This window comes from Rhizobium sp. PL01, assembly GCF_033447125.1.
In the GTDB taxonomy this organism is placed as follows: domain Bacteria; phylum Pseudomonadota; class Alphaproteobacteria; order Rhizobiales; family Rhizobiaceae; genus Pararhizobium.
Genome location: NZ_JAWQUM010000009.1, coordinates 89,429 through 115,988 on the forward strand (window position 1 = coordinate 89,429; position 26,560 = coordinate 115,988).

27 protein-coding genes, 1 tRNA gene and 1 other RNA gene are annotated in these 26,560 nt (G+C 60.3%); 18 read left to right on the forward strand and 11 right to left on the reverse strand.

Annotated features, from left to right (window positions below):
* Positions 1-75 precede the first annotated feature (75 nt).
* Complete coding sequence (locus R6X40_RS20640; protein ID WP_318416014.1) at positions 76-1,020, forward strand: AEC family transporter; 945 nt, start codon at positions 76-78, stop codon at positions 1,018-1,020.
* A gap of 83 nt (positions 1,021-1,103) precedes the next feature.
* Here the strand turns inward: R6X40_RS20640 and R6X40_RS20645 are convergent, their stop codons facing one another.
* On the reverse strand, positions 1,104-1,802 hold the full coding sequence (locus tag R6X40_RS20645) for a cytochrome c family protein (RefSeq protein WP_318415687.1): 699 nt from the start codon (positions 1,800-1,802) through the stop codon (positions 1,104-1,106).
* 156 nt (positions 1,803-1,958) lie between these two features.
* On the opposite strand from R6X40_RS20645, the gene R6X40_RS20650 reads away from it, so the two are divergent.
* The 3 genes from R6X40_RS20650 (at position 1,959) to R6X40_RS20660 (ending at position 4,817) form a co-directional block, all read left to right on the forward strand.
* Complete coding sequence (locus tag R6X40_RS20650) at positions 1,959-2,711, forward strand: 3-deoxy-manno-octulosonate cytidylyltransferase (RefSeq protein ID WP_318415688.1); 753 nt, start codon at positions 1,959-1,961, stop codon at positions 2,709-2,711.
* Between the two features lie 12 nt (positions 2,712-2,723).
* Entirely contained in the window at positions 2,724-3,578 is an 855-nt protein-coding gene (locus tag R6X40_RS20655; protein WP_318415689.1) for a prephenate dehydratase, read from the forward strand.
* A 162-nt stretch (positions 3,579-3,740) separates the two neighbouring features.
* Positions 3,741-4,817, forward strand: a complete 1,077-nt coding sequence (locus R6X40_RS20660) for a porin (protein ID WP_318415690.1) — start codon at positions 3,741-3,743, stop codon at positions 4,815-4,817.
* 54 nt (positions 4,818-4,871) lie between these two features.
* Here the strand turns inward: R6X40_RS20660 and nudC are convergent, their stop codons facing one another.
* Together nudC and R6X40_RS20670 are read right to left on the reverse strand one after the other, a co-directional pair.
* Positions 4,872-5,846: an NAD(+) diphosphatase gene (nudC, locus tag R6X40_RS20665; protein ID WP_318415691.1), complete on the reverse strand. Its 975-nt coding sequence runs from the start codon at positions 5,844-5,846 to the stop codon at positions 4,872-4,874.
* Between the two features lie 2 nt (positions 5,847-5,848).
* Positions 5,849-6,253 (reverse strand): HIT family protein, encoded by a 405-nt coding sequence (locus tag R6X40_RS20670; RefSeq protein ID WP_318415692.1) that lies wholly within the window; start codon positions 6,251-6,253, stop codon positions 5,849-5,851.
* Positions 6,254-6,357: 104 nt separating this feature from the next.
* Here R6X40_RS20670 and ffs point away from each other — a divergent pair.
* The 3 genes from ffs to R6X40_RS20685 all read left to right on the forward strand — a co-directional run bounded on the left by ffs (position 6,358) and on the right by R6X40_RS20685 (position 8,760).
* Positions 6,358-6,454: signal recognition particle sRNA small type (gene ffs / locus R6X40_RS20675), an RNA gene on the forward strand.
* A gap of 67 nt (positions 6,455-6,521) precedes the next feature.
* A complete protein-coding gene (locus tag R6X40_RS20680) occupies positions 6,522-8,399 on the forward strand; it encodes a DNA polymerase III subunit gamma/tau (RefSeq protein ID WP_318415693.1) in 1,878 nt (625 codons plus the stop codon).
* A 37-nt stretch (positions 8,400-8,436) separates the two neighbouring features.
* Entirely contained in the window at positions 8,437-8,760 is a 324-nt protein-coding gene (locus R6X40_RS20685) for a YbaB/EbfC family nucleoid-associated protein (RefSeq protein WP_318416016.1), read from the forward strand.
* 106 nt (positions 8,761-8,866) lie between these two features.
* On the opposite strand, the gene R6X40_RS20690 is transcribed toward R6X40_RS20685, so the two are convergent.
* Positions 8,867-9,739, reverse strand: a complete 873-nt coding sequence (locus R6X40_RS20690; RefSeq protein WP_318415694.1) for a DUF2865 domain-containing protein — start codon at positions 9,737-9,739, stop codon at positions 8,867-8,869.
* Positions 9,740-9,957: 218 nt separating this feature from the next.
* On the reverse strand, positions 9,958-10,569 hold the full coding sequence (locus tag R6X40_RS20695) for an MOSC domain-containing protein (protein ID WP_318415695.1): 612 nt from the start codon (positions 10,567-10,569) through the stop codon (positions 9,958-9,960).
* A gap of 58 nt (positions 10,570-10,627) precedes the next feature.
* On the opposite strand from R6X40_RS20695, the gene recR reads away from it, so the two are divergent.
* Entirely contained in the window at positions 10,628-11,233 is a 606-nt protein-coding gene (gene recR / locus R6X40_RS20700) for a recombination mediator RecR (RefSeq protein ID WP_318415696.1), read from the forward strand.
* Positions 11,234-11,379: 146 nt separating this feature from the next.
* Entirely contained in the window at positions 11,380-12,648 is a 1,269-nt protein-coding gene (locus R6X40_RS20705; protein WP_318415697.1) for a lytic murein transglycosylase, read from the forward strand.
* 39 nt (positions 12,649-12,687) lie between these two features.
* On the opposite strand, the gene R6X40_RS20710 is transcribed toward R6X40_RS20705, so the two are convergent.
* The 3 genes from R6X40_RS20710 to R6X40_RS20720 form a co-directional block, all read right to left on the reverse strand.
* Entirely contained in the window at positions 12,688-13,122 is a 435-nt protein-coding gene (locus R6X40_RS20710; protein WP_318415698.1) for an SRPBCC domain-containing protein, read from the reverse strand.
* On the reverse strand, positions 13,109-13,450 hold the full coding sequence (locus R6X40_RS20715) for a metalloregulator ArsR/SmtB family transcription factor (protein WP_318415699.1): 342 nt from the start codon (positions 13,448-13,450) through the stop codon (positions 13,109-13,111). Before R6X40_RS20715 ends, R6X40_RS20710 begins: the two co-directional genes overlap by 14 nt.
* A gap of 187 nt (positions 13,451-13,637) precedes the next feature.
* Positions 13,638-15,266, reverse strand: coding sequence for an MFS transporter (locus R6X40_RS20720; RefSeq protein WP_318415700.1), 1,629 nt, complete (start codon positions 15,264-15,266; stop codon positions 13,638-13,640).
* A gap of 267 nt (positions 15,267-15,533) precedes the next feature.
* On the opposite strand from R6X40_RS20720, the gene rimP reads away from it, so the two are divergent.
* The 5 genes from rimP (at position 15,534) to R6X40_RS20745 (ending at position 21,931) form a co-directional block, all read left to right on the forward strand.
* Positions 15,534-16,151, forward strand: a complete 618-nt coding sequence (rimP, locus tag R6X40_RS20725) for a ribosome maturation factor RimP (RefSeq protein WP_318415701.1) — start codon at positions 15,534-15,536, stop codon at positions 16,149-16,151.
* A gap of 58 nt (positions 16,152-16,209) precedes the next feature.
* Positions 16,210-17,817 carry a transcription termination factor NusA gene (nusA, locus tag R6X40_RS20730; RefSeq protein ID WP_318415702.1) on the forward strand — a complete coding sequence of 536 codons (1,608 nt, stop codon included), beginning with the start codon at positions 16,210-16,212 and terminating at the stop codon, positions 17,815-17,817.
* 51 nt (positions 17,818-17,868) lie between these two features.
* Positions 17,869-18,555, forward strand: coding sequence for an RNA-binding protein (locus tag R6X40_RS20735; protein ID WP_318416018.1), 687 nt, complete (start codon positions 17,869-17,871; stop codon positions 18,553-18,555).
* A gap of 104 nt (positions 18,556-18,659) precedes the next feature.
* The gene (infB, locus tag R6X40_RS20740; RefSeq protein ID WP_318415703.1) at positions 18,660-21,368 is read left to right on the forward strand and encodes a translation initiation factor IF-2; all 2,709 of its coding nucleotides are present in this window, start codon (positions 18,660-18,662) and stop codon (positions 21,366-21,368) included.
* A gap of 179 nt (positions 21,369-21,547) precedes the next feature.
* On the forward strand, positions 21,548-21,931 hold the full coding sequence (locus R6X40_RS20745) for a hypothetical protein (RefSeq protein WP_318415704.1): 384 nt from the start codon (positions 21,548-21,550) through the stop codon (positions 21,929-21,931).
* 30 nt (positions 21,932-21,961) lie between these two features.
* Here R6X40_RS20745 and R6X40_RS20750 read toward each other — a convergent pair whose 3' ends face one another.
* Entirely contained in the window at positions 21,962-22,411 is a 450-nt protein-coding gene (locus tag R6X40_RS20750; protein WP_318415705.1) for a DoxX family protein, read from the reverse strand.
* A gap of 190 nt (positions 22,412-22,601) precedes the next feature.
* Between R6X40_RS20750 and R6X40_RS20755 the strand changes: the two genes are divergently transcribed.
* Entirely contained in the window at positions 22,602-22,883 is a 282-nt protein-coding gene (locus R6X40_RS20755) for a SelT/SelW/SelH family protein (protein ID WP_318416020.1), read from the forward strand.
* Positions 22,884-22,968: 85 nt separating this feature from the next.
* Complete coding sequence (locus tag R6X40_RS20760) at positions 22,969-23,325, forward strand: YqaA family protein (protein ID WP_412178433.1); 357 nt, start codon at positions 22,969-22,971, stop codon at positions 23,323-23,325.
* Between the two features lie 58 nt (positions 23,326-23,383).
* Here R6X40_RS20760 and R6X40_RS20765 read toward each other — a convergent pair whose 3' ends face one another.
* The gene (locus R6X40_RS20765; protein WP_318415707.1) at positions 23,384-23,863 is read right to left on the reverse strand and encodes a BA14K family protein; all 480 of its coding nucleotides are present in this window, start codon (positions 23,861-23,863) and stop codon (positions 23,384-23,386) included.
* Between the two features lie 221 nt (positions 23,864-24,084).
* On the opposite strand from R6X40_RS20765, the gene R6X40_RS20770 reads away from it, so the two are divergent.
* Positions 24,085-25,518 (forward strand): phosphomannomutase, encoded by a 1,434-nt coding sequence (locus R6X40_RS20770; RefSeq protein ID WP_412178434.1) that lies wholly within the window; start codon positions 24,085-24,087, stop codon positions 25,516-25,518.
* Positions 25,519-25,657: 139 nt separating this feature from the next.
* A tRNA-Leu gene (locus R6X40_RS20775) sits at positions 25,658-25,744 on the forward strand.
* Between the two features lie 110 nt (positions 25,745-25,854).
* Here R6X40_RS20775 and R6X40_RS20780 read toward each other — a convergent pair.
* Positions 25,855-26,457, reverse strand: coding sequence for an AraC family transcriptional regulator (locus R6X40_RS20780; protein ID WP_318415709.1), 603 nt, complete (start codon positions 26,455-26,457; stop codon positions 25,855-25,857).
* Positions 26,458-26,560 lie beyond the last annotated feature (103 nt).

Sequence of the window (26,560 nt, forward strand, 5' to 3'; positions counted from 1 at the left end):
CGTGGAGCCTTGGGTTGCGGCTGCCCGGCGAATAGGTCTATGGCGGAAGTCCCTATTGCCAAGAGGCTGCGCCTGATGTCCGATGTCTTCCTGAATGTCGTGCCGATTTTCGTCCTGATCCTGCTCGGTTGGCTGATCGTGCGGACGAATTATCTGAAGGCATCCGTGGGAGATGCGCTCGGCGATTTCGTCTTTCGGGTCGCCGTTCCGGTTCTTCTGTTCCGTACCATTGCCGAAGCCGACTTCAGGGATGGCTCGCCATGGCCGCTCTGGGTTGCCTATTTCTCCGGTGTCTGTGTGACATGGACTTTGGGGCACCTCGCGGCGACGCTGTTTTTCAAGAAGGATGCACGGATCGGCGTGCTGGCCGGGGTTTCATCCGCCTTCGCCAATACCGTCTTCATCGGCCTGCCGCTCGTGTCGCGCAGCGTCGGCGAAGAAGGTGTCGTGGCCTTGTCGATTCTTCTGTCCGTGCATCTGCCGGTCATGATGATCGCCGGAACCATCCTGATGGAACGGGCCGAACGCAAGACCAGTGGCAAGCCCGGCCAGAGCCCGTTCAAGCTCCTGAAGGGCATCCTGCGCAACCTGGTGCGCAATCCTCTGGTTATCGGTCTCGCACTTGGGGCGCTGGTTCATCTCATCGGCATGCCGCTCGGCGGTCCCGTGAAGATCATCGTCGATCAATTGGCGGGTGTGGCGGCTCCGGCGGCCCTGATCTCGATCGGCATGGCGCTCGACAAATACGGTCTTGCCGGCAACATCGGCATGGCGTCGATCACCAGCGCGCTGAAACTGATCGTCCTGCCAGCTGCCGTCTACGGTGCCTGCCAGCTGCTCGGCCTCAACAGCAACTGGACGGCGGCGCTGGTGCTGACGTCCTCCGTGCCCACCGGTGTCAACGCCTGGCTGATTGCCAACCACTTCAATGTCGGCCACGGCCTTGCGTCATCGACGATCACCATCACCACCGCGCTCGGGGTCATCTCGGTTTCCGCCTGGGCCTATATTCTGCTGTAGTTAACCAGCGCAGACATCCGGACACGAAAAAGCCCGGCACATGGCCGGGCTACAATTCTTCGCGTACATCGAGAACGTTGTCCTTACGGAGCAGGCGCCGTCTCAGTCGAAGGCTTCGTTGCGTCGCCTTCGGTCGCAGGCTTTGCGGCCTCGGCTTCCGTAGCAGGCTTGGCAGCGTCAGCCTCAGCGGCTGGCTTTGCAGCTTCGCCTTCAGCAGCAGGTGCTGCGGCGGCAGTCGCGGACGGCAGCGCCACTGGCGTATCGGCATGTTCGCGCAGCCAGGCAATCAGGTTGGCGCGCTCGTCAGGCTTCTTGACGCCGGCAAAGCCCATCGCTGTACCGGGAACGTGCTTCTTCGGCGCTTCGATGAAGAAGCTCAGGTGATCGTAGGTCCAGGTCTTGTTGGCTTCGGCGAAGGTCTTCATGCCGGCCGAGTAGGAAAAGCCTTCATGCGAAGCAATCGGACGCTCGACGAGACCCCAGAGGTTAGGACCAACCTTGTTGGCCCCTCCCTTATCTACGGTGTGACAGCTTGCGCATTTCTTGAAGACGTTCTCGCCAGCCGATGCATCTGCCGATGCCAGCAACGGCTTGATATCGACTTCGACCTCTGCCGTGGCGCCAGCGCCAGCATCCGAGGAGCCTTCCTCGGCGATGATGGCAAAACCTTCCTTTTCGGGAACTTCCGAATGGAAGATGCCTTCCGATGCGATCGATACGGACATCAAAACAAAGACCGTACCGAGGAAGGCACCCACGCCCATGTTTACATATGAGTTCATCCGCAAATGCTCCCCTTGCAACCGGCGCGAACAAAACGCCAGCCTATCTTGAAATCGCGCGGAACCTATGTCTTTTGGCTTTGTGTTGCAACAGACATTATAAGCCCCGGTCTGAGACCTTTTGACACTTTTCCGGCGCGTTTTGAAGGCCTAAGCATGAATAGCGACAATTTGGACAAAACCCTGATTCTGATCCCCGCACGCATGGCCTCGACGCGACTGCCCGGCAAGCCTCTTGCCGACATCTGCGGCCTTCCCATGATCGTCCAGGTCGCCATGCGGGCGAAGGATGCGCGAGCCGGCCGGATCGTCGTTGCCGTCGATCATCAGGACGTATTCGATGCGGTGATAGCGGCCGGATTCGAGGCAGTCATGACCCGGGTTGACCATCAGTCCGGCTCCGACCGCATCCACGAGGCGCTTTTGGCAAGCGATCCGGAGCGCAAGGCCGAGATCATCATCAATGTGCAGGGCGATCTCCCGACCATCGAACCGGAAACCATCCGCGCCGCGCTGCGGCCGCTGGAGAACCCTGACGTCGATATCTCCACGCTGACCGTCGAGATCGAAGACGAGGATGAAAAGCTCAACCCCAATGTCGTCAAGGTCGTCGGCTCGCCGCTTTCGGATACCCGGTTGAAGGCGCTCTATTTCACGCGCACCACTGCGCCGCACGGCAAGGGTCCACTCTATCATCACATAGGTCTCTACGCCTACCGGCGTGCAGCACTCGAAAAATTCGTATCGCTGCCGCCATCGACGCTGGAAAAGCGCGAATCGCTCGAACAGTTGCGAGCACTCGAAGCCGGCATGCGCATCGACGTGGAAATCGTCAAATCGGTCCCGCTCGGTGTCGACACCCCGGCGGACCTTGAAAAAGCCCGGCGCCTTCTTGCCGCCAAAGCCTGATCGGACAGCATCATGATCACCAAGACCAACCGCATCTCCTTCCAGGGCGACTACGGCGCCAATTCCGACATGGCTTGCCGCGACATGTTCCCGGAGATGGAGCCCCTGCCCTGCCAGACCTTTGAGGACGCCTTCCTGGCCGTCGAAAACGGCGAGGCCGATCTAGCGATGATCCCGATCGAGAACACGATCGCCGGACGCGTCGCCGATATCCATCATCTCCTGCCCGAATCGCGGCTGCATATCATCGGCGAATATTTCATGCCGATCCGCTTTCAGTTGATGGTTCTTCCAGGTGTTTCGCGTGACGAGATCCGCACCGTGCACAGCCACATCCATGCGCTCGGCCAGTGCCGCAAAATCGTGCGGGCCAACGGTTGGAAGCCGGTGGTGGCGGGCGATACGGCCGGTGCCGCCAAGCTGGTGGCGGAAATGGGCGACCGGTCGATGGCAGCTCTCGCTCCAAGGCTCGCAGCCGACCTTTATAAGCTGGACATCGTCGCCGAGAATGTCGAGGACACCGAAAACAACGTGACGCGCTTCGTCATCCTTTCGCGCGAGCCGAAGAACATCAAGCGGCAGGCAGACAGTGATGTCATCGTCACGACCTTCGTCTTCAATGTCCGCAATATTCCGGCCGCGCTCTACAAGGCGATGGGCGGTTTTGCCACCAACGGCATCAACATGACCAAGCTGGAAAGCTACCAGCTCGGCGGCAAGTTCATTGCCACCCAGTTTTATGCCGACATCGAGGGGCACCCGGACGATAATCATGTGCGCCAGGCGCTCGACGAGTTGCGCTTCTTTTCAGAAAAGGTTCGCATCCTGGGCTCCTATACGGCCCATCCTATGCGGCTCGTCTTGTAGATAACCCGCGAGAATTAGCGGCTGGAAATGAAACCGAAAACGTGATTGTTTTGTGACGGACCCATTTGTTCGTCGCACAGCGCGCTCCTGATTCGCAGCGCGCTGTGCAATCCTTGCAATGACAGGCGCTTGTGAGGTTGCAGGCGCGACAAAGGTTGACCCATGGCAATCAGGACACTTCTTCTTTGCTCTTCCGCCGCCTTGATGGTCTCCACTGGAGCACGCGCCGCCGACGCGATCGTTGCTGCCGAACCGGAGCCTATGGAATATGTTCGCGTTTGCGACGCATTCGGAAAAGGCTTCTTCTATATTCCCGGCACCGAAACCTGCCTGAAGATCGGTGGTTATGTCCGGTTCGATTCGAACTATGGCGAAAGCCCCTACTCGGGCGAGAGCAACGGCTGGGATGCTTTCACCCGCGGCACGATAACGCTCGATGCCAAATCCGACACTGAGTACGGAACATTGCGCAGCTTCATCGAACTGCGCAGCGATGCGAACAACATCACGGACACCAAAACCTATCTCAACGCTGCCTTTATCGAGCTTGGCGGCTTCCGCGCAGGCTACGGCGATTCGCACTATGACACCTGGCTGAACTCGGCCGGCGATATCATCAATGACGATGTCATCGACTATACCGGCGACCGGACCAACCAGATAAGCTACATGTACGGCGGGGACGTTGGATTTTCCGCCCTGATTGGCCTCGACGAAGGTGGAGGAAGCTATGATACCGGCTTTGCCCCCGTGCCATCCGTCTCCTATCACGGTGATGACTTTCCGCATGTGACCGGCGGCTTGCGGTATTATGCAAAAGAAGGCACGGGCATCGCGTTTATCGGTGGCTATGACACCAACGCCGAGGCCTTCGGTGGCAAGATTCGCGTCGATGTTGCCTTCAACGACGTGTTTTCTGTCTGGGCAATGGGCGGCTATCAGTCGGATTGGGACAATAACGACGGTCCCGGCGGCACGCGACGTCTGAATTACTACGGCCCGTGGCTTGGAGACTGGGCGGCTTGGGGCGGGATGGCCATCAAGGTCAATGAAAAGACGTCTCTCAACGCTCAGGCCGCCTACGAGGATGACGGAACATTCGCCGCCGCCCTCAATGTCGACTATGCAGTGGTAGAAGGACTGAAGTTCCAGCCGGAAATCAACTACACCGAATTCGATGGCTTGCGTGGCCACGGCAGCGCCGTCGGCGGCACCATTCGCCTTCAGCGCAATTTCTGATCTAGCAATCGGCTGACATTCAAACGGCGTCCGCCATCGCGGGCGCCGATTTCGTTACTTCGGCCAGTCCAGCCAGTCGCGCATCAGCTGGTGAGCGATGGCTCCCTTCGGCGGCGGCCCGAGTTCGCCGGCAGCCAATGACACGCCGGTATTGCGTGCCAGCATCGCTGCGGTTTCCTCGCGCGTGAACCAGCGGCAATCTTCCAGCTCCTGATCGTCCCGGTGAATGTCGATCGATTTCGCCTCGGCATAACAGCCGATCATCAGTGTATGCGGCATCGGCCATGGCTGCGAGGCGTGGTAGCGGACCCGGCCGACGCGGATACCGGATTCCTCCATCGTCTCGCGCCGGACGGCATTTTCCATGGTTTCACCCGGCTCGACGAAACCTGCGAGACAGGAATACATGCCTTCTGGAAAATGCGGGCTGCGGCCAAGGAGGCAGAGGTCGCGTTCCAGATCGATCGTGAGCATGATGACGACGGGATCGGTGCGCGGAAAGACCATGTGGCCACAGGCAGAGCAGATGCGCCGGTAGCCGCCGGCCTTGCTTTCCATGACCGAGCCGCATTTGCCGCAGAAGCGATTGGTAGCGTTCCAGCTGATCAGGCTCGAAGCCTGGGCGAACTGACCGAGCAGTTCGTCCGTCAGCATCTGCTGGCGATACAGCGTGCGGCCATCGGCAAGCTTGAAGGGTTCCGGCAGCGTTTCCTCCGTCAGGCTGATCGGAACAGCCAGACGCGGCTCGCCATTTGGCAGAAACCCGAGCAGGATGGCATCATCGAGAACCGGCTCCAGACCGGCCAGCTCATAGGGCGCAAACAACGGATCGATGATCTTCTCGTCGTGCTTGACCACCAGTTTGCCGCTGGAGAAAGCGAAGACATGCGCACCGTCCTTGCGGAAAGCCACCTCGACGCAATCGTCGGGGCGATGTTCCGATTGTCTATCCAGGTGGTTTTCGGAGAAAGCAACGAGCGTGCTCGGCTCGGGATGCGGGCTATGCAGGTCGAAGATCGATTTCGTCATGGTCAGAGATTTTCCACTATCCGTGCTGCGAATGCCTTGAGCGCGTCGTCGCTCCAAGGCTCGGCCGAGCCAAATCCCCAGACCGGCCCCGGCCAATTGGCATCACCCTCACTGCGGGCGATGACATGAACATGAAGCTGGCGGACGATATTGCCAAGCGCGCCGACATTGATTTTCGTCGCCCCCGTCGCCTTTTTCAATGCGGCTGCGACCATGTTGGTCTCGAATGTCAGCATGGTCTGATCGAGCGGCGTCAGATCGAAGACTTCCGATACCCCATTGCGCTGCGGGATCAACACAAGCCAAGGCCAGCGGCGGTCATTGTTGATACGTAGCTGGCAAAGGCCGAGCGAGGTGATCAGCAATCCATCGCGTTGAAGGCGTTCATCAATCTCGAAGGCAGGCAAGCGGATCTCCCGGAACAGTGATTTTCCTGTTTGTTTGTCTACTGATAGCAGTTTTTTGAAGGCGTGGCTTGCATTTGGTTTCGATATTGCCGATATGAGAGCCGGGAGGTTGGTGGTGGACGAGCCACTCGCCAACCGGGTCAGGTCCGGAAGGAAGCAGCCCCAACGAGCCAGGCACGGGTCATCGTGCCAGCCTCCCACCCTTTTCCGTCTGTCCTTTCTGGACACGATTTGCAGCCAAGCGGCCCCTTTGTGGGGAAAAAGGGCGATGAGCGAAGATAGTCTGATCCCGACATCCGAAAAGCCCGCCGCCTACCGCGTGCTTGCGCGCAAGTACCGGCCGAAGGATTTCTCCGACCTGATGGTCGGCCAGGAACCGATGGTGCGCACGCTCACCAATGCGTTCGAGACTGGCCGTATCGCCCAGGCCTATATGCTGACCGGCGTTCGTGGTGTCGGCAAAACCACCACCGCCCGCATCCTCGCCCGCGCGCTGAACTACAAAACAACAGAGATCGACAAGCCGACGATTGACCTCCGTATCCCCGGCGAACATTGCCAGGCGATCATGGAAGGCCGTCATGTCGACGTGATCGAGATGGACGCCGCCTCGCATACCGGCATCGACGACATTCGCGAGATCATCGAGCAGGTGCGCTACCGCCCGGTTTCGGCGCGCTACAAAGTCTACATCATCGACGAAGTGCACATGCTCTCGACCCAGGCCTTCAACGGCCTGTTGAAGACGCTCGAAGAGCCGCCCGAGCATGTGAAGTTCATTTTCGCCACAACCGAAATCCGCAAGGTGCCGATCACGGTGTTGTCGCGCTGCCAGCGCTTCGACCTGCGCCGTATCGGCGCGTCGGATCTCGTCGGCCTGTTCACCACCATTCTCGGCAAGGAAGGCATTTCGGCCGATCCGGACGCGATGGCGATGATTGCCCGTGCAGCCGAAGGCTCGGCGCGCGACGGCCTGTCGCTGCTCGACCAGGCAATCGCCCATGGCGGCGGCGTGGTCGAAGTCGAAGCCGTGCGCTCGATGCTCGGCCTTGCCGACCGCGCCCGCATCGTCGACCTTTTCGAGCATATCGTCAAAGGCGACGTGGCCGCGGCGCTCAATGAATTCGCCGGTCAATATGAGGCGGGCGCCAGCCCATCCGTGGTCCTCACCGATCTTGCCGACTTCACCCATCTCGTCACCCGGCTAAAATACGTGCCCGATGCCGCCAACGACCAGTCGCTGAGCGAAATCGAGCGCACCCGTGGCGCCGAGTTCTCATCCAGTATTGCCGTGACCACGCTGTCGCGCATCTGGCAGATGTTATTGAAGGGTATTCCGGAAACGGAAAGCTCGTCGCGCCCGGCTGGTGCTGCCGAAATGGTGTTGATCCGGCTTGCCCATGCAGCGCATCTTCCCTCACCGGAAGATGCAGCCCGGCGCTTGCTCGAACTCTCCAATGGTGACGCCCCGCGCCAGCCCTCCGCCCCGAGTGGCGGCAATGGCGGCGGAGCGCAGGCATCCATGGGCGGCTCAACCCAGGCGCACGGCAGTGACATGCCCGCGCAGCGGGCAACCGGCAACGGCGCGACCATGCTGCGCGCCGTACCGGCCATGGCTTCACCCCAGGCCATGCCTGTCGGCAGGATCGAAGAACGGCCGCTCGCAGCTCCGGTTGCGAAAGCCGAGCCGAAAGTTCCGATCCGCTCCGTCAGCGACATCGCCGACCTCTGCGGCACCAACCGCGATATCAAGCTGAAGACGCTGGTGCGTGGTTTCGTGCGACTGGTGAACCTGGAACCGGGACGGCTGGAAATCAACCTGCCGGAAGACGCGCCGAAGACGCTGGTTGCCGAGCTTCAGAAGAAGCTCGAAGACTGGACCGGCATCCGCTGGATGGTCATCCTCAGCCGTGAGCCCGGGGCACCGACGCTGCTCGAAGCCGAGACCCGTGCACAGGAAAAGCGCGTTAGCGATGCGCGCCAGGACCCGGACGTTGCTGCTATTCTCGCCAAATTCCCAGGCGCCAAGATCACCGACGTGCGCATCAAGGGACCGGAGCCGGAAGAGGAAAACGAACCGGTGGCCGTAGCCGCCGCCGAATCTGCCGAAGGTGACATCCTTCCCGGCGACGATATCGAGCACTAGTTCATACCAATCGAGACATTCAGAAGAGGACATGACGATGCGTGACATCATGGGCATGATGGGCAAGGTCAAGGAAATGCAGGCCAAGATGGAGAAGATGCAGGAAGAGATTTCTGCGCTCGAAGTCGACGGCGCCTCCGGCGGCGGTCTCGTTACCGTGCGCATGGACGGCAAGGGCAATCTTAAAAGCCTCAAGATCGACCCGTCGCTCTTCAAGGAAGACGATGTCGAGATCCTCGAAGACCTGATCGTTGCTGCCCACAAGGACGGCAAGGACAAGGCGGAAGCCATCACCGCCGAAAAGACCCGCGAACTGACAGCCGGCCTGCCGATCCCACCCGGCATGAAGCTGCCTTTCTAGGCGCTTTACCCGCCACGCGACCGGTATAAAAGCCGCTTACGGGAAAGTGCGAAACCGCCGCCCAGATAAACCCGCCTTTTCGTTCGGGCGGGCGCTCAAATCCCCTTCATTCTTCGGGCAGGAAGGCCGCGCCAACAATGCGGATTTTCCGCGGTGGCGCGGGCACGACGCTGCTCGTTCCGCGCAGGCCGACATCTCCGAGCAAGGCCACGTTCATGACGGCGCCCTCGGCCGATAGGGTAGCTTCCGAATGCGAAGCCGTGGTTTCAGTACCGGTCATTTCAAGGGGCGCCTTCGCCAGAACAGCCTTATAGAAACGGTTGATATCGCAGGTCTTGAGAGATGCCGCCACGCGGTACGCCCCAGCATGCGGCAGTTCCGCATAGCGAGCGCCTGTCGTCACCGAAATCATCTCATCGGTGCTCCGGTCCGCGCCGGTTATCCGGTAAACATCCATCGCCGATTCATCGCAGATGAATTTGCATTGCGCGGCAATCGCTTCCATGTCGTTGGCCGTGTTGTATCCGGAGTTTGGTGTCGGGAAAGAATATCCGTCTGACAGGCGAACGCACCGCGTTTCGATCTTGGCGCTGATCCGTGGCAGCGCATATCCGGCCGTGAGCTCGCGCGCGGCGGCGGAGCGGCGAACTGGAACTCGCTCGGCGACAACGGGCTTTGTACACACCTGCGAAGAAGCACCCGGCAGGCTCGCCAGACGGGCGCTCGCCTGCGCGATCCGGCCGGCAATCTCGCGGCAGGCGAAGGTCGCCGCGGCTGCGCAGCTGTATTTCAACTCCATCGCCCGATTGGCGGCGATCTGGCGCTGCAGCCGGGCCGTTTCAGCGCTACCGGAACCCCGAACCGGAGAACAATCCCCGGCGTGCGCGCCGCTGACTTGGATCATCAGAGTGAGACAGCCGGCAACCATCATGGTGCCTATACGCCCCACGCAGCCTGCAATTCTCGTAAATCCGTTCATCTGGCCAGCCCTTGCCGCTTCCCTGCCGACGGACGCACGCATTCGGGCGCGCTTGCTGCTGCAAGCTCGCTGCGGGGTGCGGTGTCAATACAGGCATCGATTGATCGCATCAGGCCTGAAGGCCCTGAGTGACAAGGTTTCTCATAGGTTGAGAACAGATTGAAAGAAAGCGGAACTTAAGCAGATGGTTAAAGTCGCGGACGTCAAGAAAACTGAGATCAGCCGCTGAGCTGGGCTCTCAGCTTGTGGTGGATCGGCGCTGCGATATAGCGGGCCCGGTCATCGTCGGAAAGATTTCTGCCGAAGGTTTCCAACAGCTCCGGCATCAGCACCGGGGCTCCGGAATAGGCGTGATAGGTCACAGCGTCGCCGGCGTGGACGACGCCGTCTTTCAGCACGCGGCAGTAAAAACCCGGCCGCCCGGCCTTGATGAAACGTTTGGCGAAAAGGGGATCATCCATACGAACCGACAGTGTGGCGCAGGGCATGCGGGTCGATGTCACCTCAAGTTCAACCGCAGCCGTCCAGAATCGATCGCCGACGGAAATCTTGCGGCTGTCGGCACCCTCGATCACCAGATTTTCGCCCAAAGTGCCGGGATCGAGATCGCGGCCCAGCGCCTTCGACCACCAATCCAGATCGATCGAACCCAGAGCATAGACCGCCTGATCGACGCCGCCATGGTGTTTGCGGTTGCAGATCTTGTCACCGATCAGCCCCTCGCGGTCGATCATCACGCCAGCCTCTACCGGATGTTTGAAGATCCCGGTTTTATAGGATTTTCCGGGCAGTATTTCGGCATTGCCGGTGCAGACGGCGAGGATTTTCATGGGCGGCACTTTCTTTTCAGCGATTCCGTTCCCGGGAGATATGGAGTAGAAACCCCACATGGCAAAGCGAGTCACCGGTCCCGAAATTGAAAAACTCATCCAGCTCCTGGCAAAGGTGCCCGGGCTCGGGCCGCGTTCGGCCCGGCGCGCCGCCCTTCACCTGGTCAAGAAGAAGGACCAGCTGCTCGGCCCTCTAGCCGACGCCATGGGCGAAGCGCACCGCAAGGTCCGTATCTGCTCGTGCTGCGGCAATGTCGATACGATCGACCCCTGCAGCGTCTGCTCCGACGACCGGCGCGACAATTCGGTGATCATCGTCGTGGAGGACGTGTCCGACCTCTGGGCATTGGAACGGGCCAGTACGATGAACACGGCCTACCATGTGCTCGGCGGAACTCTGTCGCCGCTCGATGGCGTCGGGCCGGACGATCTCAATATCAAGGGCCTTATCGAGCGGATCACCAAGGGCGGCGTGCGCGAACTGATCATCGCCGTCAACGCCACCGTCGAAGGCCAGACGACGGCGCACTACATCACCGACCAGCTCGACGGCCTCGGCGTCAAGATCACCCGGCTGGCGCATGGCGTGCCGGTAGGCGGTGAGCTGGATTATCTGGACGAAGGCACGCTGACGGCGGCTTTGAGGGCGAGGACTGCGATTTGAAGGAAGTTATGCGTATGTCGTTGCTTACCCCCCTCTGTCACTTCGTGACATCTCCCCCACAAGGGGGGAGATCATTCCTTTCCCTCGTCAACCTTGTTCTAAGGCGCCCACAATTCTCTCGGCCGATCTCCCCCCTTGTGGGGGAGATGTCGGCGTCGCCGACAGAGGGGGGTAAGGCCCGGCATATTCTGTCGCTGATCACAGCCGCCCTTATTGCCCTTAGTCCAATTCCCGCCCTTGCCGCCTCCAAGGCCGACACCGAGGCGCAGTTCCGCCAATGGCTGCAGACCGATCTCTGGCCGGAAGCGCAGAAATCCGGCATCTCCGCTTCCGCTTTCAAGGCCGCCTTTGCCGATGTGAAACTTAACTGGGACCTGCCGGATCTGGTTCCTCCGGGCAGCAAACCGCCGGGCGAGCAGAAACAGAGCCAGGCGGAGTTTTCCTCGCCCGGCGCCTATTTTTCCGAACAACGGCTGCAGGGACTGGCAGCGACCGGCCGCAGTCTCGCCAAGGAAAATGCCGCGACACTGAGACGGATCGAAAAAACCTACGGTGTTCCCGTGGCGATCGTCGTCGCCATCTGGGGCCGTGAATCTGGTTTCGGCCGGGCGAAAATTCCGCATCCGATCATGGATGTGCTGGCAACCAAGGCCTTCATGTCGACGCGCGGCGACCTGTTCCGCCGCGAACTGATTGCAGCTCTTCATATACTCGATAGCGGCGACGTGAAGGAAGCCGACATGCGCGGCTCTTGGGCCGGTGCCATGGGCCAGCCGCAGTTCCTGCCGACCAGTTTTCTGAAATATGCCGTCGATTTCGATGGCGACGGGCGCCGCGACATCTGGAAATCGACGCCGGACACACTCGCCTCGATCGCCAATTACCTATCGAAGAAAGGCTGGCAGCGCGGCCGCGACTGGGGCTTCGAGGTCTATATCCCCGCCAATGTCACCTGCGCGCAGGAGGGGCCGGATCTTGCCAAGCCGATTTCGAAATGGGCAACCGATGGCATCGAACGGGCATCCGGCAAGGCGTTTCCAACCAACGAAGCCAAGGCCGACGGCATGATGCTGGTTCCGGCCGGCCGGCATGGCCCGGAATTCATCGTCACGCCGAATTTCTACGTCATCAAGGAATACAACAATTCCGACCTCTATGCCCTTTTCATCGGCAATCTCGCCGACCGGATTGCCTCGGGCGGTGGTGCGTTCAAGCGCGAGTTCGGCGATGTCGGCAAGATGCTGCGTTCGGACGTCCTGAAGATGCAAAAGGCGTTGGAAAAACAGGGCTACGATATCGGCAAGGCCGATGGCCTGGCTGGTTACAAGACTCGCCGCTCGATTGGCGCATGGCAGGCAAAGAACGGCATCGAGCCGACGTGCTTTCCGCAGAAAAGCCTGCTGGGGAAACTCTAGAGCGGGCGAAACCGCGTTCGATTTCGCCCGGCATAATCGTCAGGCGGCAGAGAGGCTGGTTTCGAGCAAGTTCAGGATTGCGTTCCAGCCGCCTTCGTGGCCCTGGCGCGCTTCCTCGGATTTGAACTTCACCTGCTTCAAGGTGAGTTCTGTCGTGCCGGCGTCGACCTTTGCCAGGTCGATGGTCACGACGCTGTCGTCGAGGGAGTAAGGCGATTCCCAGGTGAACGACAGACGCGAATGCGGATCTATCTCAAGATAGGTGCCGGCATGCGGAATCTCCTTGTCCGGCGTGACCATGATGATCGAGAAGCGGCCGCCCTTGACCGGATCGTTGCTGACCTTGGCCAGGCCGGAGCCCGGGAACGGCGTCATCATGAATTTGGCCAGCATCTCCGGCGAAAGCCAGGCGTTGAACACTTTTTCGCGCGATGCAGCGATTGTGCGGCTGACCGTCAGCTCAAGTTCCTTCATTGTCCTCATCCTTTGACACGAGTAAGTTTTCCAGCGCCGCAAGGCGCAGTTCCCAGATCGACTTCAATTGCGCGAACCAGTGCTCGGTCAGCGTCAGCGGATCGAGCTCGGCTGCGATGAAGTGCTCGCGGCCTACAGTCCGGCGGGTGACAAGTCCTGCCTCCTCCAGCACCTTGATGTGTTTGGAGACGGAGTTCAGCGACATGTCGAAATGGGCGGCGAGCGCCGTCACCCTCAAAGCACCTTCCTGCACAAGCAGCGTCAGGATGCGTCGCCGGGTCGTATCGCCGGCGGCCTTGAGAACCCGTGAGAGATCATCATCGTCCATTTATTCACCCTAATAGTTGAATATATAAAATACCCCCATTAGTCAACCATATGGGTGAATATTTTTAAACCGAGGAAACGCCACCCTCCCCGGCTTTTTGAGGACATCGCGCAGCTGGCAATAAAAAAGGCCGGCGTTGCGGATTGCAAAACCGGCCTTTCGAGACATGAGGCGCGCTGCGTAACGCTCAGTGCATGTCCATCTGCTGCTTATAGCGCTCGTACTCGTAAGGAAGGATCGTCTGGCGCTCGATCATCCGGTGCACACGGGGGGCGGCGGCACCCCGATGCAACGCCGTCAACCGGTCGCCGATCTCCGCATCGGCCTGGGTGCGGCGCTGGTTATGGCGGACATATTCCACCCAGGTCGGCACGTGGTAGGTTTCTGTCCAGACCGTCGGGTTTTCCAGATCGCGCATCAGCCCCCATTGCCCCGCCCCGTCCCTGATCCGGATTCGGCGGCGCTCGGCCATGGCCGTCAGAAATTCCGGCACATCGTCATCGGCGATCTCGTAATCGATCATCACCACGATCGGGCCGCTGCGCGGCTTGAGATCGAGCTTCAGCAGAGGTTCCGAAAACCGGTTGAGCGGATCGAGATTGAGCGACTCGAATTCCGGAAGCGGCAATTTCAGTCCAATGGCGGCGCCGACGACCATCAGCAAGGCCGAGGCGATCAGGGCAGTGGCCGGACCATAGGTCTCTGCCGCCTGCCCCCACATCCAGCTGCCCGCAGCGATACCGCCAAATGTTGTGGTCTGGTAGAGCGACAGCGCCCGGCCAACCACCCAGCGCGGCGTCGACAGCTGCACCGTCGTGTTGAACAGCGACAGCGCCAGAACCCAACCGGCCCCCGACAACAGAAGCGCAAGACTGGTCAGCCAGCCATAGGGGCTTATGGCCGTCACCAGGCTGCTGACGGCAAAACCGGCAAAGGCGATGCGCACGACCCACTCGCTGGACATGTGTTCACGCAACCGTGCGCTCAAAAGTGCACCACCGATGGCGCCGAGGCCGAAGGCGCCGAGCATGATGCCATAGGTGAGCGGTCCGCCGGCAACCAGATCGCGGGCGACCAGCGGCAGCAGAGCCAGAATGGCGCTGGCGGACAGGCCGAAGAAGAAGCCGCGCACCAGCACCTTGCCGATATTCGGCGACATCGCGACATAGCGCAGCCCGGCAGAAATGGCCCGGCCCATCGATTCGCGCGGCAAGGTCGAGCGCGTCTCTTCCCGGCGCCAACGCAGGAGCGCAAAGATAATGGCGAAATAGCTGAGCGTATTGGCGGCAAAGGCCGCCGCGGCGCCTGCGGTCGCAACGATGACGCCGCCGATGGCCGGACCGACACTGCGCGTCATGTTGAAGCCCATGCTGTTCAGCGCCACCGCCGCCGGCAGCACATCGCGCGGCACCATGTCCCCGACAGAGGCCTGCCAGGATGGATTGTTCAGCGCCGTGCCGCAACCGATCAGAAACGTAAACAGCAGAAGCAGCCAGGGCGAGATAAAGCCAAAATAGGCACAGAGCGTCAAAAGTGCCGACACCACCAGCATGAAACACTGGGCGACCAGCATGATCCGGCGGCGGTCGAAATTATCGGCAAGCGCCCCGGAAACAAGCGAAAACAGCATGATCGGCAGCGAGGTCGAAGCCTGTACCAGCGCCACCATGTTCACCGAATCTGTAATTGAGGTCATCATCCAGGCGGCGCCAACGGCCTGGATCAGCCCGCCGAAATTGGAAGCGAGGCTTGCGACCCAGATGACCCGGAACGTATCGTGCTTGAACGGCGCCAATGGCGATAGTCGATGCGGCAACGCGCTTTCCCACCCTGTCTGTGATTTGAATCGTCTTTGTGACACCCAATCTAAGCCAGATGACCGGCCGGGCAAGCAAAAGCACTGTCATCGGCAGGATTTCACCACTTCAGAGCCTGCAACCGGGTTTTGCGGTCCGGGAAGCAGGATATCTTGCATTTACGGATAATCGCGCGTATATGACCCTCAAATTCTTGATCGGTTGATGAAGGGTGGGCCCATCAGGACCCGCTCTTTTTTATTACCGATGTTTTGGGAGAACATCGTTTGTCCGATACGACAACGGCAGAAAACATACAGGAACCGCGCCTCGTCACCGAGACCGGGATCGACCGGCGCATCGCCGATATCATCGAGCCAGTGCTGGTTCCGATGGGCTACCAGCTGGTGCGCGTGCGCTTGTCCTCACAGAATGGCGCGACCTTGCAGATCATGGCCGAGCGGCTTGACGGCACGATGACCGTGGAAGATTGCGAAGCGATCTCGACGGCGATCTCGCCTGTGCTCGACGTGGAAGATCCAGTCGACCGGGAGTATCATCTGGAAGTATCGTCGCCGGGCATCGACCGGCCGATGGTGCGCAAGTCGGATTTCACCCGCTGGTCGGGTCATCTGATCAAGTTCGAAACGTCGGTCCTGGTCGATAGCCGCAAGCGCTTCCGCGGCACGATCATCTCGGCCGACGACGAAGGCTTTACGATCGAGCGTGATCAGCCGGCTCCCGGCGAAGAACCGCGCGTGGTGATCCCCTTCACGGCACTGGCCGAAGGCAGGCTGATCCTGACGGACGAGCTGATCCGCGACGCGCTGGTAGCAGACAAAAAGGCGAAGGCGGCGCAGGCCGCCAACGAAAACTTCGAAGACGAAGATTCGCCGATCAATTGAGTTCATGGGCGCGGGACGCCTCCGATAGAGGCCCCGGCAATCAGACGGAGACTTTAATATGGCAGTGAGTGCTAACAGGCTCGAACTTCTGCAGATCGCGGATGCCGTCGCGCGCGAAAAAGTGATCGACCGCGAAATCGTTCTGGCCGCCATGGCTGACGCGATCCAGAAGGCCGCCCGCTCGCGCTACGGCTCGGAAAGCAATATCCGCGCCGACATCAATTCCAAGACCGGCGAAATCCGGCTTCAGCGCCTGCTCGAAGTCGTCGAGGTCGCCGAGGACTACGCGACCCAGATCCCGCTGGAACTGGCGCGTGACCGCAACCCGGACGCCATTATCGGTGACTTCATCGCCGACCCGCTGCCGCCGATGGATTTCGGCCGTATCGCCGCCCAGTCGGCCAAGCAGGTTATCGTCCAGAAGGTTCGTGAAGCCGAGCGTGATCGCCAGTTCGACGAATTCAAGGATCGCATCGGCGAAATCGTCAACGGCACGGTCAAGCGCGTCGAATATGGCAATGTCATTGTCGATCTCGGCCGTGGCGAAGGCATCATCCGCCGCGACGAAATGATCCCGCGGGAAAACATGCGCTACGGCGACCGCGTCCGCTCGTTCGTGTACGACGTGCGCCGCGAACAGCGCGGCCCGCAGATTTTCCTGTCGCGTACCCATCCGCAGTTCATGGTGAAGCTGTTCACCATGGAAGTTCCGGAAATCTACGACGGCATCATTCAGATCCGTTCGGTTGCCCGTGACCCGGGTTCGCGCGCCAAGATCGCCGTCATCTCCAACGATTCGTCGATCGATCCGGTCGGCGCCTGCGTCGGTATGCGTGGTTCGCGCGTTCAGGCCGTTGTCGCCGAATTGCAGGGTGAAAAGATCGACATCATTCCGTGGAATGAGAACCCGGCATCCTTCATCGTCAACGCACTGCAGCCGGCTGAAGTCTCCAAGGTTGTTCTCGACGAAGATGCAGAGCGCATCGAAGTCGTGGTTCCGGATGAACAGCTGTCGCTGGCCATCGGCCGCCGCGGCCAGAACGTTCGCCTCGCATCGCAGCTGACCGGCTGGGATATCGACATCATGACGGAAGCGGAAGAATCCGAGCGCCGCCAGAAGGAATTCAACGAACGCACCGCGCTGTTCATGGAAGCCCTCGATGTCGACGAAATGGTTGGCCAGGTTCTGGCATCGGAAGGCTTTGCCGCTGTCGAAGAGCTTGCCTATGTCGAGCTTGACGAAATCGCTTCGATCGAAGGCTTCGACGATGACACCGCCAGCGAATTGCAGACCCGCGCTCGCGAATATCTCGAACGCCTGGAAGCAGAGATGGACGCCAAGCGCGTTGCCCTCGGCGTCTCCGACGAGCTGCGCACGATCAACGGCATGACCGGCCAGATGCTGGTTGCGCTCGGTGAAGACGGCATCAAGACGATGGAAGACTTTGCAGGCTGCGCCGCTGACGATCTCGTCGGCTGGTCGGAACGCAAGGACGGCGAGACGAAGAAGTTCGAAGGTCTGTTCTCCAAGATCGAAATCTCGCGCGTCGATGCCGAACGCATGATCCTGCAGGCGCGTCTTGCTGCTGGCTGGATCACCGAAGAAGATCTGGCGCGCGAAGAAGAAGCGCTCGAAGTCGTGGAAGGCGCGGAACAGGACGCCTGAAAAGGGGTTGCTGATCGTGATCTGGGCTGATGATGCTGCTTGATGACCGCCATGTTGGTTGAAGACAAAGATGCTGTCGGGGACGTCGATGGTGACGCAGTGAACGGCCGTATGTGCATCGTGACACGGCAGAGCGGAACGCCGGAAACGCTGATCCGCTTTGTCGCCGGGCCTGATGGCCGGGTGGTGCCAGACTTGAAGAAGCAGCTGCCTGGGCGTGGCTGCTGGGTGACGGCGGAACGCGCGGTGCTGGAGAAGGCGATCGCGAAGAAGTTGTTTGTCCGTGGCCTGAAGAAGGCCGATGTGATCGCTGGACCGGAGCTTGCCGACGAAGTCGACCGGCTCCTGTCGCAGCAACTGGGCGGTATGATGAACCTGGCACGCAAGGCCGCGCAGTTCATCAGCGGCGCCTCGAAAGTCGAGCAGGCCGTACGCGGGCTTGCGGCACTCGCCACCTTTCATGCGGTGGATGCCGCAGCGGACGGTGTGCGCAAGATTGACCAGGCGCGCAAGGCGATGAGCTTTGTCGTCAATGACGGACAGGAAATACCCTCCTTCCGCTTCTTTACCGAAGCGGAAATGGGAGGGCTTTTAGGCCAGAATGCTTTTATCCATGCCGCAGCGCTTGCAGGGCAGGCGGGTGAGGGTGTAGTGAAGCGCGCAAACATGCTCGAAAGATACCGGGGAACCGTCCCCGCTCGAGCCGTTGGCGCCGAATCTGGCTTGCCGACACAATGACGCGGGTTACCGGCGCAGGCCGGCACAACCGCGATTGCAAAACAGAAATTGAACGGCGGGGTCTGGTGATACGCATCCGGCCCTGATCTTAGGAACGGAACGGAATGACCGACAACAACGACGACAAGACATTCGGCGGAGCCAAGAAGACGCTGACCTTGAAGCCTTCCGGGGTGAGCCAGGGAACTGTTCGCCAGGACATGGGTCGCGGCCGGACGAAGGCTGTCGTGGTCGAGACGCGGAAGCGCCGGCCAATGCGGCCAGAAGACGAAAAGCCGGTCGTTCCGATTGCAGCACCGGTGGCAGCCCCTGTGGCACGCGTGGTTGAACCACCGCGTCCGGCACCTGTACAACAACAACAACCAGCACGCCCGGCTCCACAGCAACAGCAGCCGCGCCAGCAGGACAATCGCCAGGACAACAACAATCGCCCGCGGGTCGGTGTGGTTCTCAATCAGCTTTCCGCTGGTGAGATCGACGCCCGCCGCCGTGCGCTTGCCGAAGCCCAGATCCGCGATGCCGAAGACGCCAAGCGCCGCGCTGCCGAAGAGGCACGCCGCCAGGCGGAAGAAGCAGAGCGCCTGAAGGCCGAGCAGGCTGAAGCAGCCCGCCTCGCCGCCGAAGAGGCTGCCCGCACACCTGCGGAACGCGCAGCCGAAAAGGCAGCAGCCGAGGCCGCTCTTGCCGCTGAAGCCGAAGCAGCCGCCGTTGCCGTTCGCAAGGCGGAAGACCAGGCTCGTGCCGAGGCTGCAAAGCCTGCAACGACACCGTCGACAGTGACACCGGCACTCGCCGCCCGCCGCAAGGCCGAAGGCGAAGAGACAGAGGCACGTCCGAACCGTGGCGCGACCGCACCGGTTCGCGGCAAGGTCGTTCGTCCGGAGCCTGCCAAGGCCCCTGCCCGTCCGAAGACGGAAGAGGAACGCCGCAAGGGCAAGCTGACGCTGACCGCAGCACTCGCCGACGATGGCAATCCGCGCAGCCGTTCCATGGCTGCCATGCGCCGCCGGCAGGAGAAATTCCGCCGCAGCCAGATGCAGGAAACCCGCGAAAAGGTCATGCGCGAAGTGATCCTTCCGGAAACCATCACCATTCAGGAATTGTCGCAGCGTATGGCTGAACGGGCCGTCGATGTGATCAAGTACCTGATGAAGGAAGGCCAGATGATGAAGCCGGGCGACGTCATCGACGCCGACCTTGCAGAACTCATCGCTGGTGAATTCGGCCATACCGTCAAGCGCGTATCGGAATCCGACGTCGAAGAAGGCCTGTTCAACACCAAGGACGATGGCGACATGCTGCCACGTCCGCCGATCGTGACGATCATGGGTCACGTCGACCACGGCAAGACATCGCTGCTCGACGCCATCCGCAAGACCCACGTTGTTTCGGGCGAAGCCGGTGGCATCACCCAGCACATCGGTGCCTATCAGGTCGAGCAGAACGGTCACAAGATCACCTTCATCGACACCCCCGGCCACGCCGCCTTTACGGCGATGCGTGCCCGTGGCGCCCAGGCGACCGACATTGCGATCCTCGTGGTTGCGGCCGACGACAGCGTCATGCCGCAGACGATCGAATCTATCAAGCATGCAAAGGCTGCCGGTGTTCCGATCATCGTGGCGATCAACAAGGTCGACAAGCACGAAGCCGATCCGCAGAAGGTCCGCAATCAGCTTCTGCAGCACGAAGTGTTCGTGGAAACCATGGGCGGTGAAGTGCTCGACGTTGAAGTCTCGGCCAAGACCGGTCTCGGCCTCGACAAGCTGCTCGAAGCCATCCTGCTGCAGGCCGAAATTCTCGACCTGCGCGCCGATGCGGACCGCTCGGCAGAAGGTACCGTCGTTGAAGCCCAGCTCGATCGTGGCCGCGGTGCAGTTGCTACCGTTCTCGTCCATAAGGGCACATTGAAGCCGGGCCAGATCATCGTTGCCGGCGACCAGTGGGGCCGTGTACGTGCCCTCGTTAACGACAAGGGCGAACACGTCAAGGAAGCGCCTCCGTCAATGCCGGTCGAGATCCTCGGTCTTTCCGGTACGCCGCTGGCGGGTGACAAGTTCGCCGTCGTCGAGAACGAAAGCCGTGCTCGCGAAATCTCGGAATATCGTCAGCGCCTGACCCGCGACAAGGCCGTTGCCCGTGCATCGGGCCAGCGCGGTTCGCTGGAACAGATGATGATGACGCTGCAGAATACCGGCCTCAAGGAATTCCCGCTGGTCATCAAGGGCGACGTGCAGGGCTCGATCGAAGCCATTGCCGGCGCACTCGACAAGCTGGGAACCGACGAAGTCCGTGCCCGCATCGTCCATTCGGGTGCCGGCGGTATCACCGAATCCGACATCTCGCTGGCGGAAGCTTCGAACGCGGCCATCATCGGCTTCAACGTTCGTGCCAATACCCAGGCCCGTGCGGCCGCAGAACGCGCCGGTATCGAGATCCGCTACTACAACATCATCTACGATCTGGTGGATGACGTGAAGGCAGCGATGTCGGGCCTACTCTCGCCGGAACGCCGCGAAACCTTCCTCGGCAATGCCGAAATCCTGGAAGTGTTCAACATCACCAAGACCGGCAAGGTCGCGGGTTGCCGCGTCATCGAAGGCAAGGTCGAACGTGGTGCAGGCGTGCGTCTGGTTCGCGACAACGTCGTTATCCACGAAGGCAAGCTCAAGACCCTCAAGCGCTTCAAGGACGAAGTCTCCGAAGTGCCGATGGGCCAGGAATGCGGTATGGCCTTCGAGAACTACGAAGACATCCGCGCCGGCGACACCATCGAGTGCTTCCGCGTCGAGCACATCACCCGCACGCTGTAATCGCTTCCGGGTTGACAAAGACACTCTTCAGAATGGCGGCTTCGGCCGCCATTTTGCTGTGCGGGATCTGATCCTCGGCACAAAGCTCAGTCGTCGGGCGACCCGCCTGAAAATGGACATGGCGATGATGGCTGGTCGCGTCTACGCTCCCGGAACTCATCCGATCGGAAGGTTCCTACATGCTCGCCCAATTCCTCACCATTACCCTGATCAACACGTTCACATGGTTCGGCGGGCAAGGGTATTGCGCCTATGACTTTGCGGCCCTGGAAAGTGGTGAGGAACTGACGGATATTTCGCTGACACTTCGGCCGAAGTTCGATCCGGCGAACACCGCGACTGGGAACACCGAACTGCCGGATGAAACCATCACTTTCAATAGGCTCGGTGGCTCGGCGGACAGTGCGGGAAATACGGCGAAGATCGAGACCGACTGCAATGTCGAAGGGTTCGATATTGTTGCTGCCACAGGAACGGCAGATGGGGATGCCGTGGATCTCATCGCCGCGGGGCGTGTCGAGATCGACACCTACAAGCCGATAACGCTGAAAATCGGGGAATAGCGCCGCAATGCGAACTGCGGCGCCACTGACTTAGATCTGTTTACCAATTTTGGCGTCGACGGACTGGGAGTTCGATCCGCGAATGACAAAGAAGAAGAAGATTGCCGCCCACAGGATCGACTTCTCAGAGCCGCCCAGGCCCTGGTCCTGAACGATGCCGTGGAAGTAGACGGTGACCAGAAGTACGATCATCGCAGCGAAAGATGCCGGGCGGGTCAACAGGCCGATCGCGATCAAGATGCCGCCGAAGAATTCCGTGGCCGAAAGCAGCAGCGACCAGAAAGCGCCGGGATAGAAGCCAAGGCTTTCCACCATGCCGGCGGCGCCGAAGGGATCAAGGATCTTGCCATAGCCGTGGGTGACGAGCAGAGCGCCGGCAACAACGCGCAGCAGCGTTTCGGCCGTTGTATCCAGCGGCAGATAGAACCGCTGCAGCGCGGGCAGCATGGCTGGCGGCCGGGTTGATGTGAAGTCAGTCATGTTGGCTCCTCTTGTTTTTTTGCAACGCAGCATTCTGTTGCTGCGAAAATTGCGACTATCAAGGGAGGCCTTCGCTAAAACCTGATAAATTGAGTTAACAATTTCGTGAGGTATTCTTGATCGCGAACTGTTGCGGCGTGGACCGCCGATGGATAACGTCCGCCAACCCGATATCGCCACGGAAGCCGACATGACCGAAAAGCCGCGCATTGCCATTCTCTACTGCACCCAGTGCAACTGGCTGCTGCGCGCTGCCTGGATGGCACAGGAACTGTTGTCCACGTTCGGCGACAGCCTCGGTGAAGTCGCGCTCATTCCCGGCACCGGCGGTAATTTTGAGATCCATGTGGGCGATACGCTGATCTGGGAGCGTAAGCGTGACGGCGGCTTTCCGGGGCCGAAGGACTTGAAGCAGCGCGTGCGCGACGTGATCGAGCCCGGGCGCGATCTCGGTCATACTGATCGGACCTGATCCCTTGACCGCAGGCCTGCTTTTCGGCGTTTTCAGCGCCGCCTTCCTCTCCGCCACCTTGCTCGTCGGCCTGTCCGAAGCAGCATTGGTCCTTGCTGCCGGACAACCGAACGCGCCGCTTGTCGCACTTTTTCTGGCTGCCACGGCGGGCAATGTGCTCGGTGCGATCGTCAATTTCGTGCTTGGCCGCTTTTTGCTGCGCTTCGAAGATCGCCGCTGGTTTCCGGTCAGCCCGAAAAATCGCCAGAGAGCGGAGACGCTGTTTGCCCGCTACGGCCAGCCCATCCTGTTGTTTTCGTGGCTACCAGTGGTCGGCGACCCTCTGACACTTGTGGCAGGGCTGCTGCGCATGCCCTTCCTCACCTTCCTCATCTACGTGACGATCGGCAAGGCTGCCCGATATGCTGTCCTTCTCTGGGCGTGGGACGCGATTGCCGGCTGACATCAGCTGAACGAAAAACGGCGGGGAAAACCCCGCCGTCCGTTAGAAACGCTTGATCTCACCGATAAGGAGAGCGGCAAACGCGATAGGCGCCGCTGTTGGAGAGAAACCGGTCTGTTGAGGGATTGTACGACCGATAGCGCGACAGGCACCAGCGGACGTGACTGTTATAACCATCGTAGATCACCGGCGGCGCCACATAGATGCGCGGCTGGTAATATGGGCGATAGTACGGCCTGTAATAGGGGCGATTACCGTAATAGCCTGGCCGGTATCCGGGCCGATACCCCGGTCTATATCCGGGCCGATATCCTGGTCTATAACCCGGCCTGTAGTTGGGCCGGTGGTCTGGACGGTAGTTCGGCCGATGGTTTGGCCTGTAATGCCGTTGGCGCTCGGCAACGGTCTGAACATCGGTTTTCTGAACAACGCCAATATCCGGCACGGACAGAGGCATGGCCCGCGCACCTGCGGCAGGTGTGATGATGGAGGCTGCGCTCAGCACGCACCCAATAACGAAATTGCGAAATCTCGCCATTTGTCTCCTCACTTTTCCCAAAAGGGTTTACTCGGTTGGCGTCCCTGTTTCATATAACGGTCAGTTTTTTCGTTTTATTGGTGTTTTGTTGTCGTCCGACTGCAGATTTGGCGTCTTTCGACGTCAAAACCCTTCCAAACAGGCAGAATGCGGCAATATTTCCGTGAAGTCACGCGCCTGGCCATCAAAATACTGTCAACAGGACGGAGAACGCATTGAGCTTGAAATTCGGCACCAGCGGCCTGCGCGGCCTTTCCGTCGACCTCAACGGCCCTGCTGCTGCCACCTACGCAACGGCCTTTGCCCGCTATCTGCTTTCGTCCGGCCAGGTCCAGTCTGGAGACCGAATCCTGCTTGGCCGGGACTTTCGCGCCTCGAGCCCGGACATTTCAGCGATTTGCGCCGGCGCTTTGACACGCGCCGGACTGCGCGTTCTCGATTGCGCAACAGTGCCCACACCAGCTTTGGCACTCTATGGATTGGAACTGGGCGCCGCCGCATTGATGATCACCGGTTCGCACATTCCGGCCGACCGCAACGGCATCAAGTTCTACCGCCCGGACGGGGAAATCTCCAAAATCGACGAGGACGCAATCGGCGTGGAAGCCGCCGCGCTCATGGCCGGATCCGCTCCGATCGATGCGACGCCGGGGTCAGCCGATGATCATTCCCGTCAGGCCGAAGCACTTTTCCTGGCGCGGAACGCCGCAGTTCTTCCTGCCAACGCTTTGGCTGGCCTGAAAGTTGGCGTGTACCAGCACAGCACGGTGGCGCGTGATCTGTTCGTCGAGGTACTGGCTGGCTATGGTGCCGACGTCGTGCCACTCGGCCGCTCGGCCGATTTCATTCCTGTGGATACCGAAGCCGTTTCGCCCGCTACCATCGACCTGCTGAAGGCATGGGCGGCAGAGCATGAACTCGACGCGATCGTCTCCGCCGATGGTGACGGCGACCGTCCGCTTGTCAGCGACGAAACCGGCCTGCCGTTGCGCGGTGATCTTTTGGGGCTGATCGCGGCACAGTTTACCGGCGCTGCGGTTGCCGTGACGCCTGTCACCTCCAATTCAGGCCTTGAGGGTCAGCCGGACCTTTCCATCCTGCGCACCCGCGTCGGCTCGCCCTTCGTCATCGAAGGCATGCAGGAGGCTGTCCGCAAAGGCGAAACCGGCGTCGTCGGCTTCGAGGCCAATGGCGGCACCCTGACCGCAACGGACTTCACTCTCAATGGCACCACATTCAGAGCCCTGCCGACGCGCGACAGCTTCCTGCCGGCACTCGCGGTGCTTTCGCTTGCTGCACGCCACCAGCGGCCTCTCTCATCGCTTGCAGCAGACTTCGCCTTGCCGGTGGCGCTGAGCGACCGGATCGAGAATTTTCCACTGGAGACCAGCGCCGCGCTGATGCGCTATCTCCGGTCAGGAGCCGACAATCTGGCAGCTTTTCTTGCCCCCATCGGAAAGCCGGACACCGTCAGCGATATCGATGGATTGCGTGTGATGCTCACGGACCGCAGCGTCGTTCACTTCCGTCCTTCGGGCAATGCGCCGGAAATGCGCTGCTATGCCGAAGCGAAAACCGCCGATCAGGCGAAGCGCGTTCTCGAACAGGGGCTCGCGTGCATCCGCGCGTTTGACAAGCAACGCCGCACAGGATGATTGCCGGAGTTTCCAGTGAAATCGTTTCGCGGAAAATCATTGCCCTTCAACGGTTTGCTCAACTTTTCTGCACATTTTCAAGAAAACTTCGAAAACCCTGTTGACACAAAAGCGCCAGCCCCGTACACCCCCGCTCGTCGCCCAGATGGCGGAATTGGTAGACGCGCCAGCTTCAGGTGCTGGTACTCGAAAGGGTGTGGAGGTTCGAGTCCTCTTCTGGGCACCAATTTCATATTCACAACTGCTCAGGCAGTTTTGAAGATCAAAAAAGCCCGGTTCGCCGGGCTTTTTTCGTTTTTGGAATTCGGCATTTCCGGCAAAGCACCGTAGCGCTTATCAGCCCCTGTGCGTGGCCATGATATCGCGCGGCGTGGTGCCGAACTGGCGGCGGAAGGCAGTGGAAAAATTGGCTGCTGATGAATAGCCGGCGATGGCGCTCGCCTCCTGCACCGTCACTTCGCCGCTGCTCAAGGCCGCAAAAGCGCGCTCCAGCCGCAGCATGCGGACATATTCAAAAATGCTCTGGTTTTCGGAAACCCGGAACAGCCGTTGCAGGCCACTGGCGCTGACGCCAGCGGCGCGGGCGATCATGCCGACATTGAGCGGAGCGGCCCAATGAACAGCAATGTAATCCTTGGCCCGTTCCAGGCAGACGGCATCCTGGCGGGTAAGCAGCATGCCTCCCGACGCGCGCCGGCTGGCATGAAGCACAGCCGCCATCGTTTCGGCGACGAGTTCCACAGCCCGGCTTTCGAGATAGAGGTCGCGCATCGCCGGCAGAAGCTGCAAGGGTGCAAAAATCTGCCGGACGAGTTCGGCCATGCGTGGCGTCAACGTCCAGCGATGCTCCGCCAGATGCTCGCGCATCAACCGTTCGCCGCCCTTGGTATCGTCGATCTCCTCCAGGGCATCGAGGTGCAGCCACTCAGGGGGAGACAACGAGATGGCGCAGGCCGTAGCGCCGCCTTTGGCAACAAATACAAACTTCGTTGAGGCGACCTCAATATGAGGAATAGCCCTATTGAAATAGCATTTCCCAAAT

Bases quoted from the DNA above. Each gene is read 5' to 3' on its own strand.
- R6X40_RS20655 (WP_318415689.1), top strand. From the start codon at position 2,724: ATGATCACCAAGACCAACCGCATCTCCTTCCAGGGCGACTACGGCGCC.
- R6X40_RS20690 (WP_318415694.1), bottom strand. From the start codon at position 9,739: ATGAACGGATTTACGAGAATTGCAGGCTGCGTGGGGCGTATAGGCACC.
- R6X40_RS20640 (WP_318416014.1), top strand. From the start codon at position 76: ATGTCCGATGTCTTCCTGAATGTCGTGCCGATTTTCGTCCTGATCCTG.
- R6X40_RS20705 (WP_318415697.1), top strand. From the start codon at position 11,380: ATGTCGGCGTCGCCGACAGAGGGGGGTAAGGCCCGGCATATTCTGTCG.
- R6X40_RS20680 (WP_318415693.1), top strand. From the start codon at position 6,522: ATGAGCGAAGATAGTCTGATCCCGACATCCGAAAAGCCCGCCGCCTAC.
- recR (WP_318415696.1), top strand. From the start codon at position 10,628: ATGGCAAAGCGAGTCACCGGTCCCGAAATTGAAAAACTCATCCAGCTC.
- R6X40_RS20755 (WP_318416020.1), top strand. From the start codon at position 22,602: ATGACCGAAAAGCCGCGCATTGCCATTCTCTACTGCACCCAGTGCAAC.
- R6X40_RS20685 (WP_318416016.1), top strand. From the start codon at position 8,437: ATGCGTGACATCATGGGCATGATGGGCAAGGTCAAGGAAATGCAGGCC.
- R6X40_RS20735 (WP_318416018.1), top strand. From the start codon at position 17,869: ATGTTGGTTGAAGACAAAGATGCTGTCGGGGACGTCGATGGTGACGCA.
- R6X40_RS20650 (WP_318415688.1), top strand. From the start codon at position 1,959: ATGAATAGCGACAATTTGGACAAAACCCTGATTCTGATCCCCGCACGC.
- infB (WP_318415703.1), top strand. From the start codon at position 18,660: ATGACCGACAACAACGACGACAAGACATTCGGCGGAGCCAAGAAGACG.
- R6X40_RS20695 (WP_318415695.1), bottom strand. From the start codon at position 10,569: ATGAAAATCCTCGCCGTCTGCACCGGCAATGCCGAAATACTGCCCGGA.
- R6X40_RS20745 (WP_318415704.1), top strand. From the start codon at position 21,548: ATGCTCGCCCAATTCCTCACCATTACCCTGATCAACACGTTCACATGG.
- R6X40_RS20750 (WP_318415705.1), bottom strand. From the start codon at position 22,411: ATGACTGACTTCACATCAACCCGGCCGCCAGCCATGCTGCCCGCGCTG.
- R6X40_RS20660 (WP_318415690.1), top strand. From the start codon at position 3,741: ATGGCAATCAGGACACTTCTTCTTTGCTCTTCCGCCGCCTTGATGGTC.
- nudC (WP_318415691.1), bottom strand. From the start codon at position 5,846: ATGACGAAATCGATCTTCGACCTGCATAGCCCGCATCCCGAGCCGAGC.
- nusA (WP_318415702.1), top strand. From the start codon at position 16,210: ATGGCAGTGAGTGCTAACAGGCTCGAACTTCTGCAGATCGCGGATGCC.
- R6X40_RS20765 (WP_318415707.1), bottom strand. From the start codon at position 23,863: ATGGCGAGATTTCGCAATTTCGTTATTGGGTGCGTGCTGAGCGCAGCC.
- R6X40_RS20715 (WP_318415699.1), bottom strand. From the start codon at position 13,450: ATGGACGATGATGATCTCTCACGGGTTCTCAAGGCCGCCGGCGATACG.
- R6X40_RS20710 (WP_318415698.1), bottom strand. From the start codon at position 13,122: ATGAAGGAACTTGAGCTGACGGTCAGCCGCACAATCGCTGCATCGCGC.
- R6X40_RS20645 (WP_318415687.1), bottom strand. From the start codon at position 1,802: ATGAACTCATATGTAAACATGGGCGTGGGTGCCTTCCTCGGTACGGTC.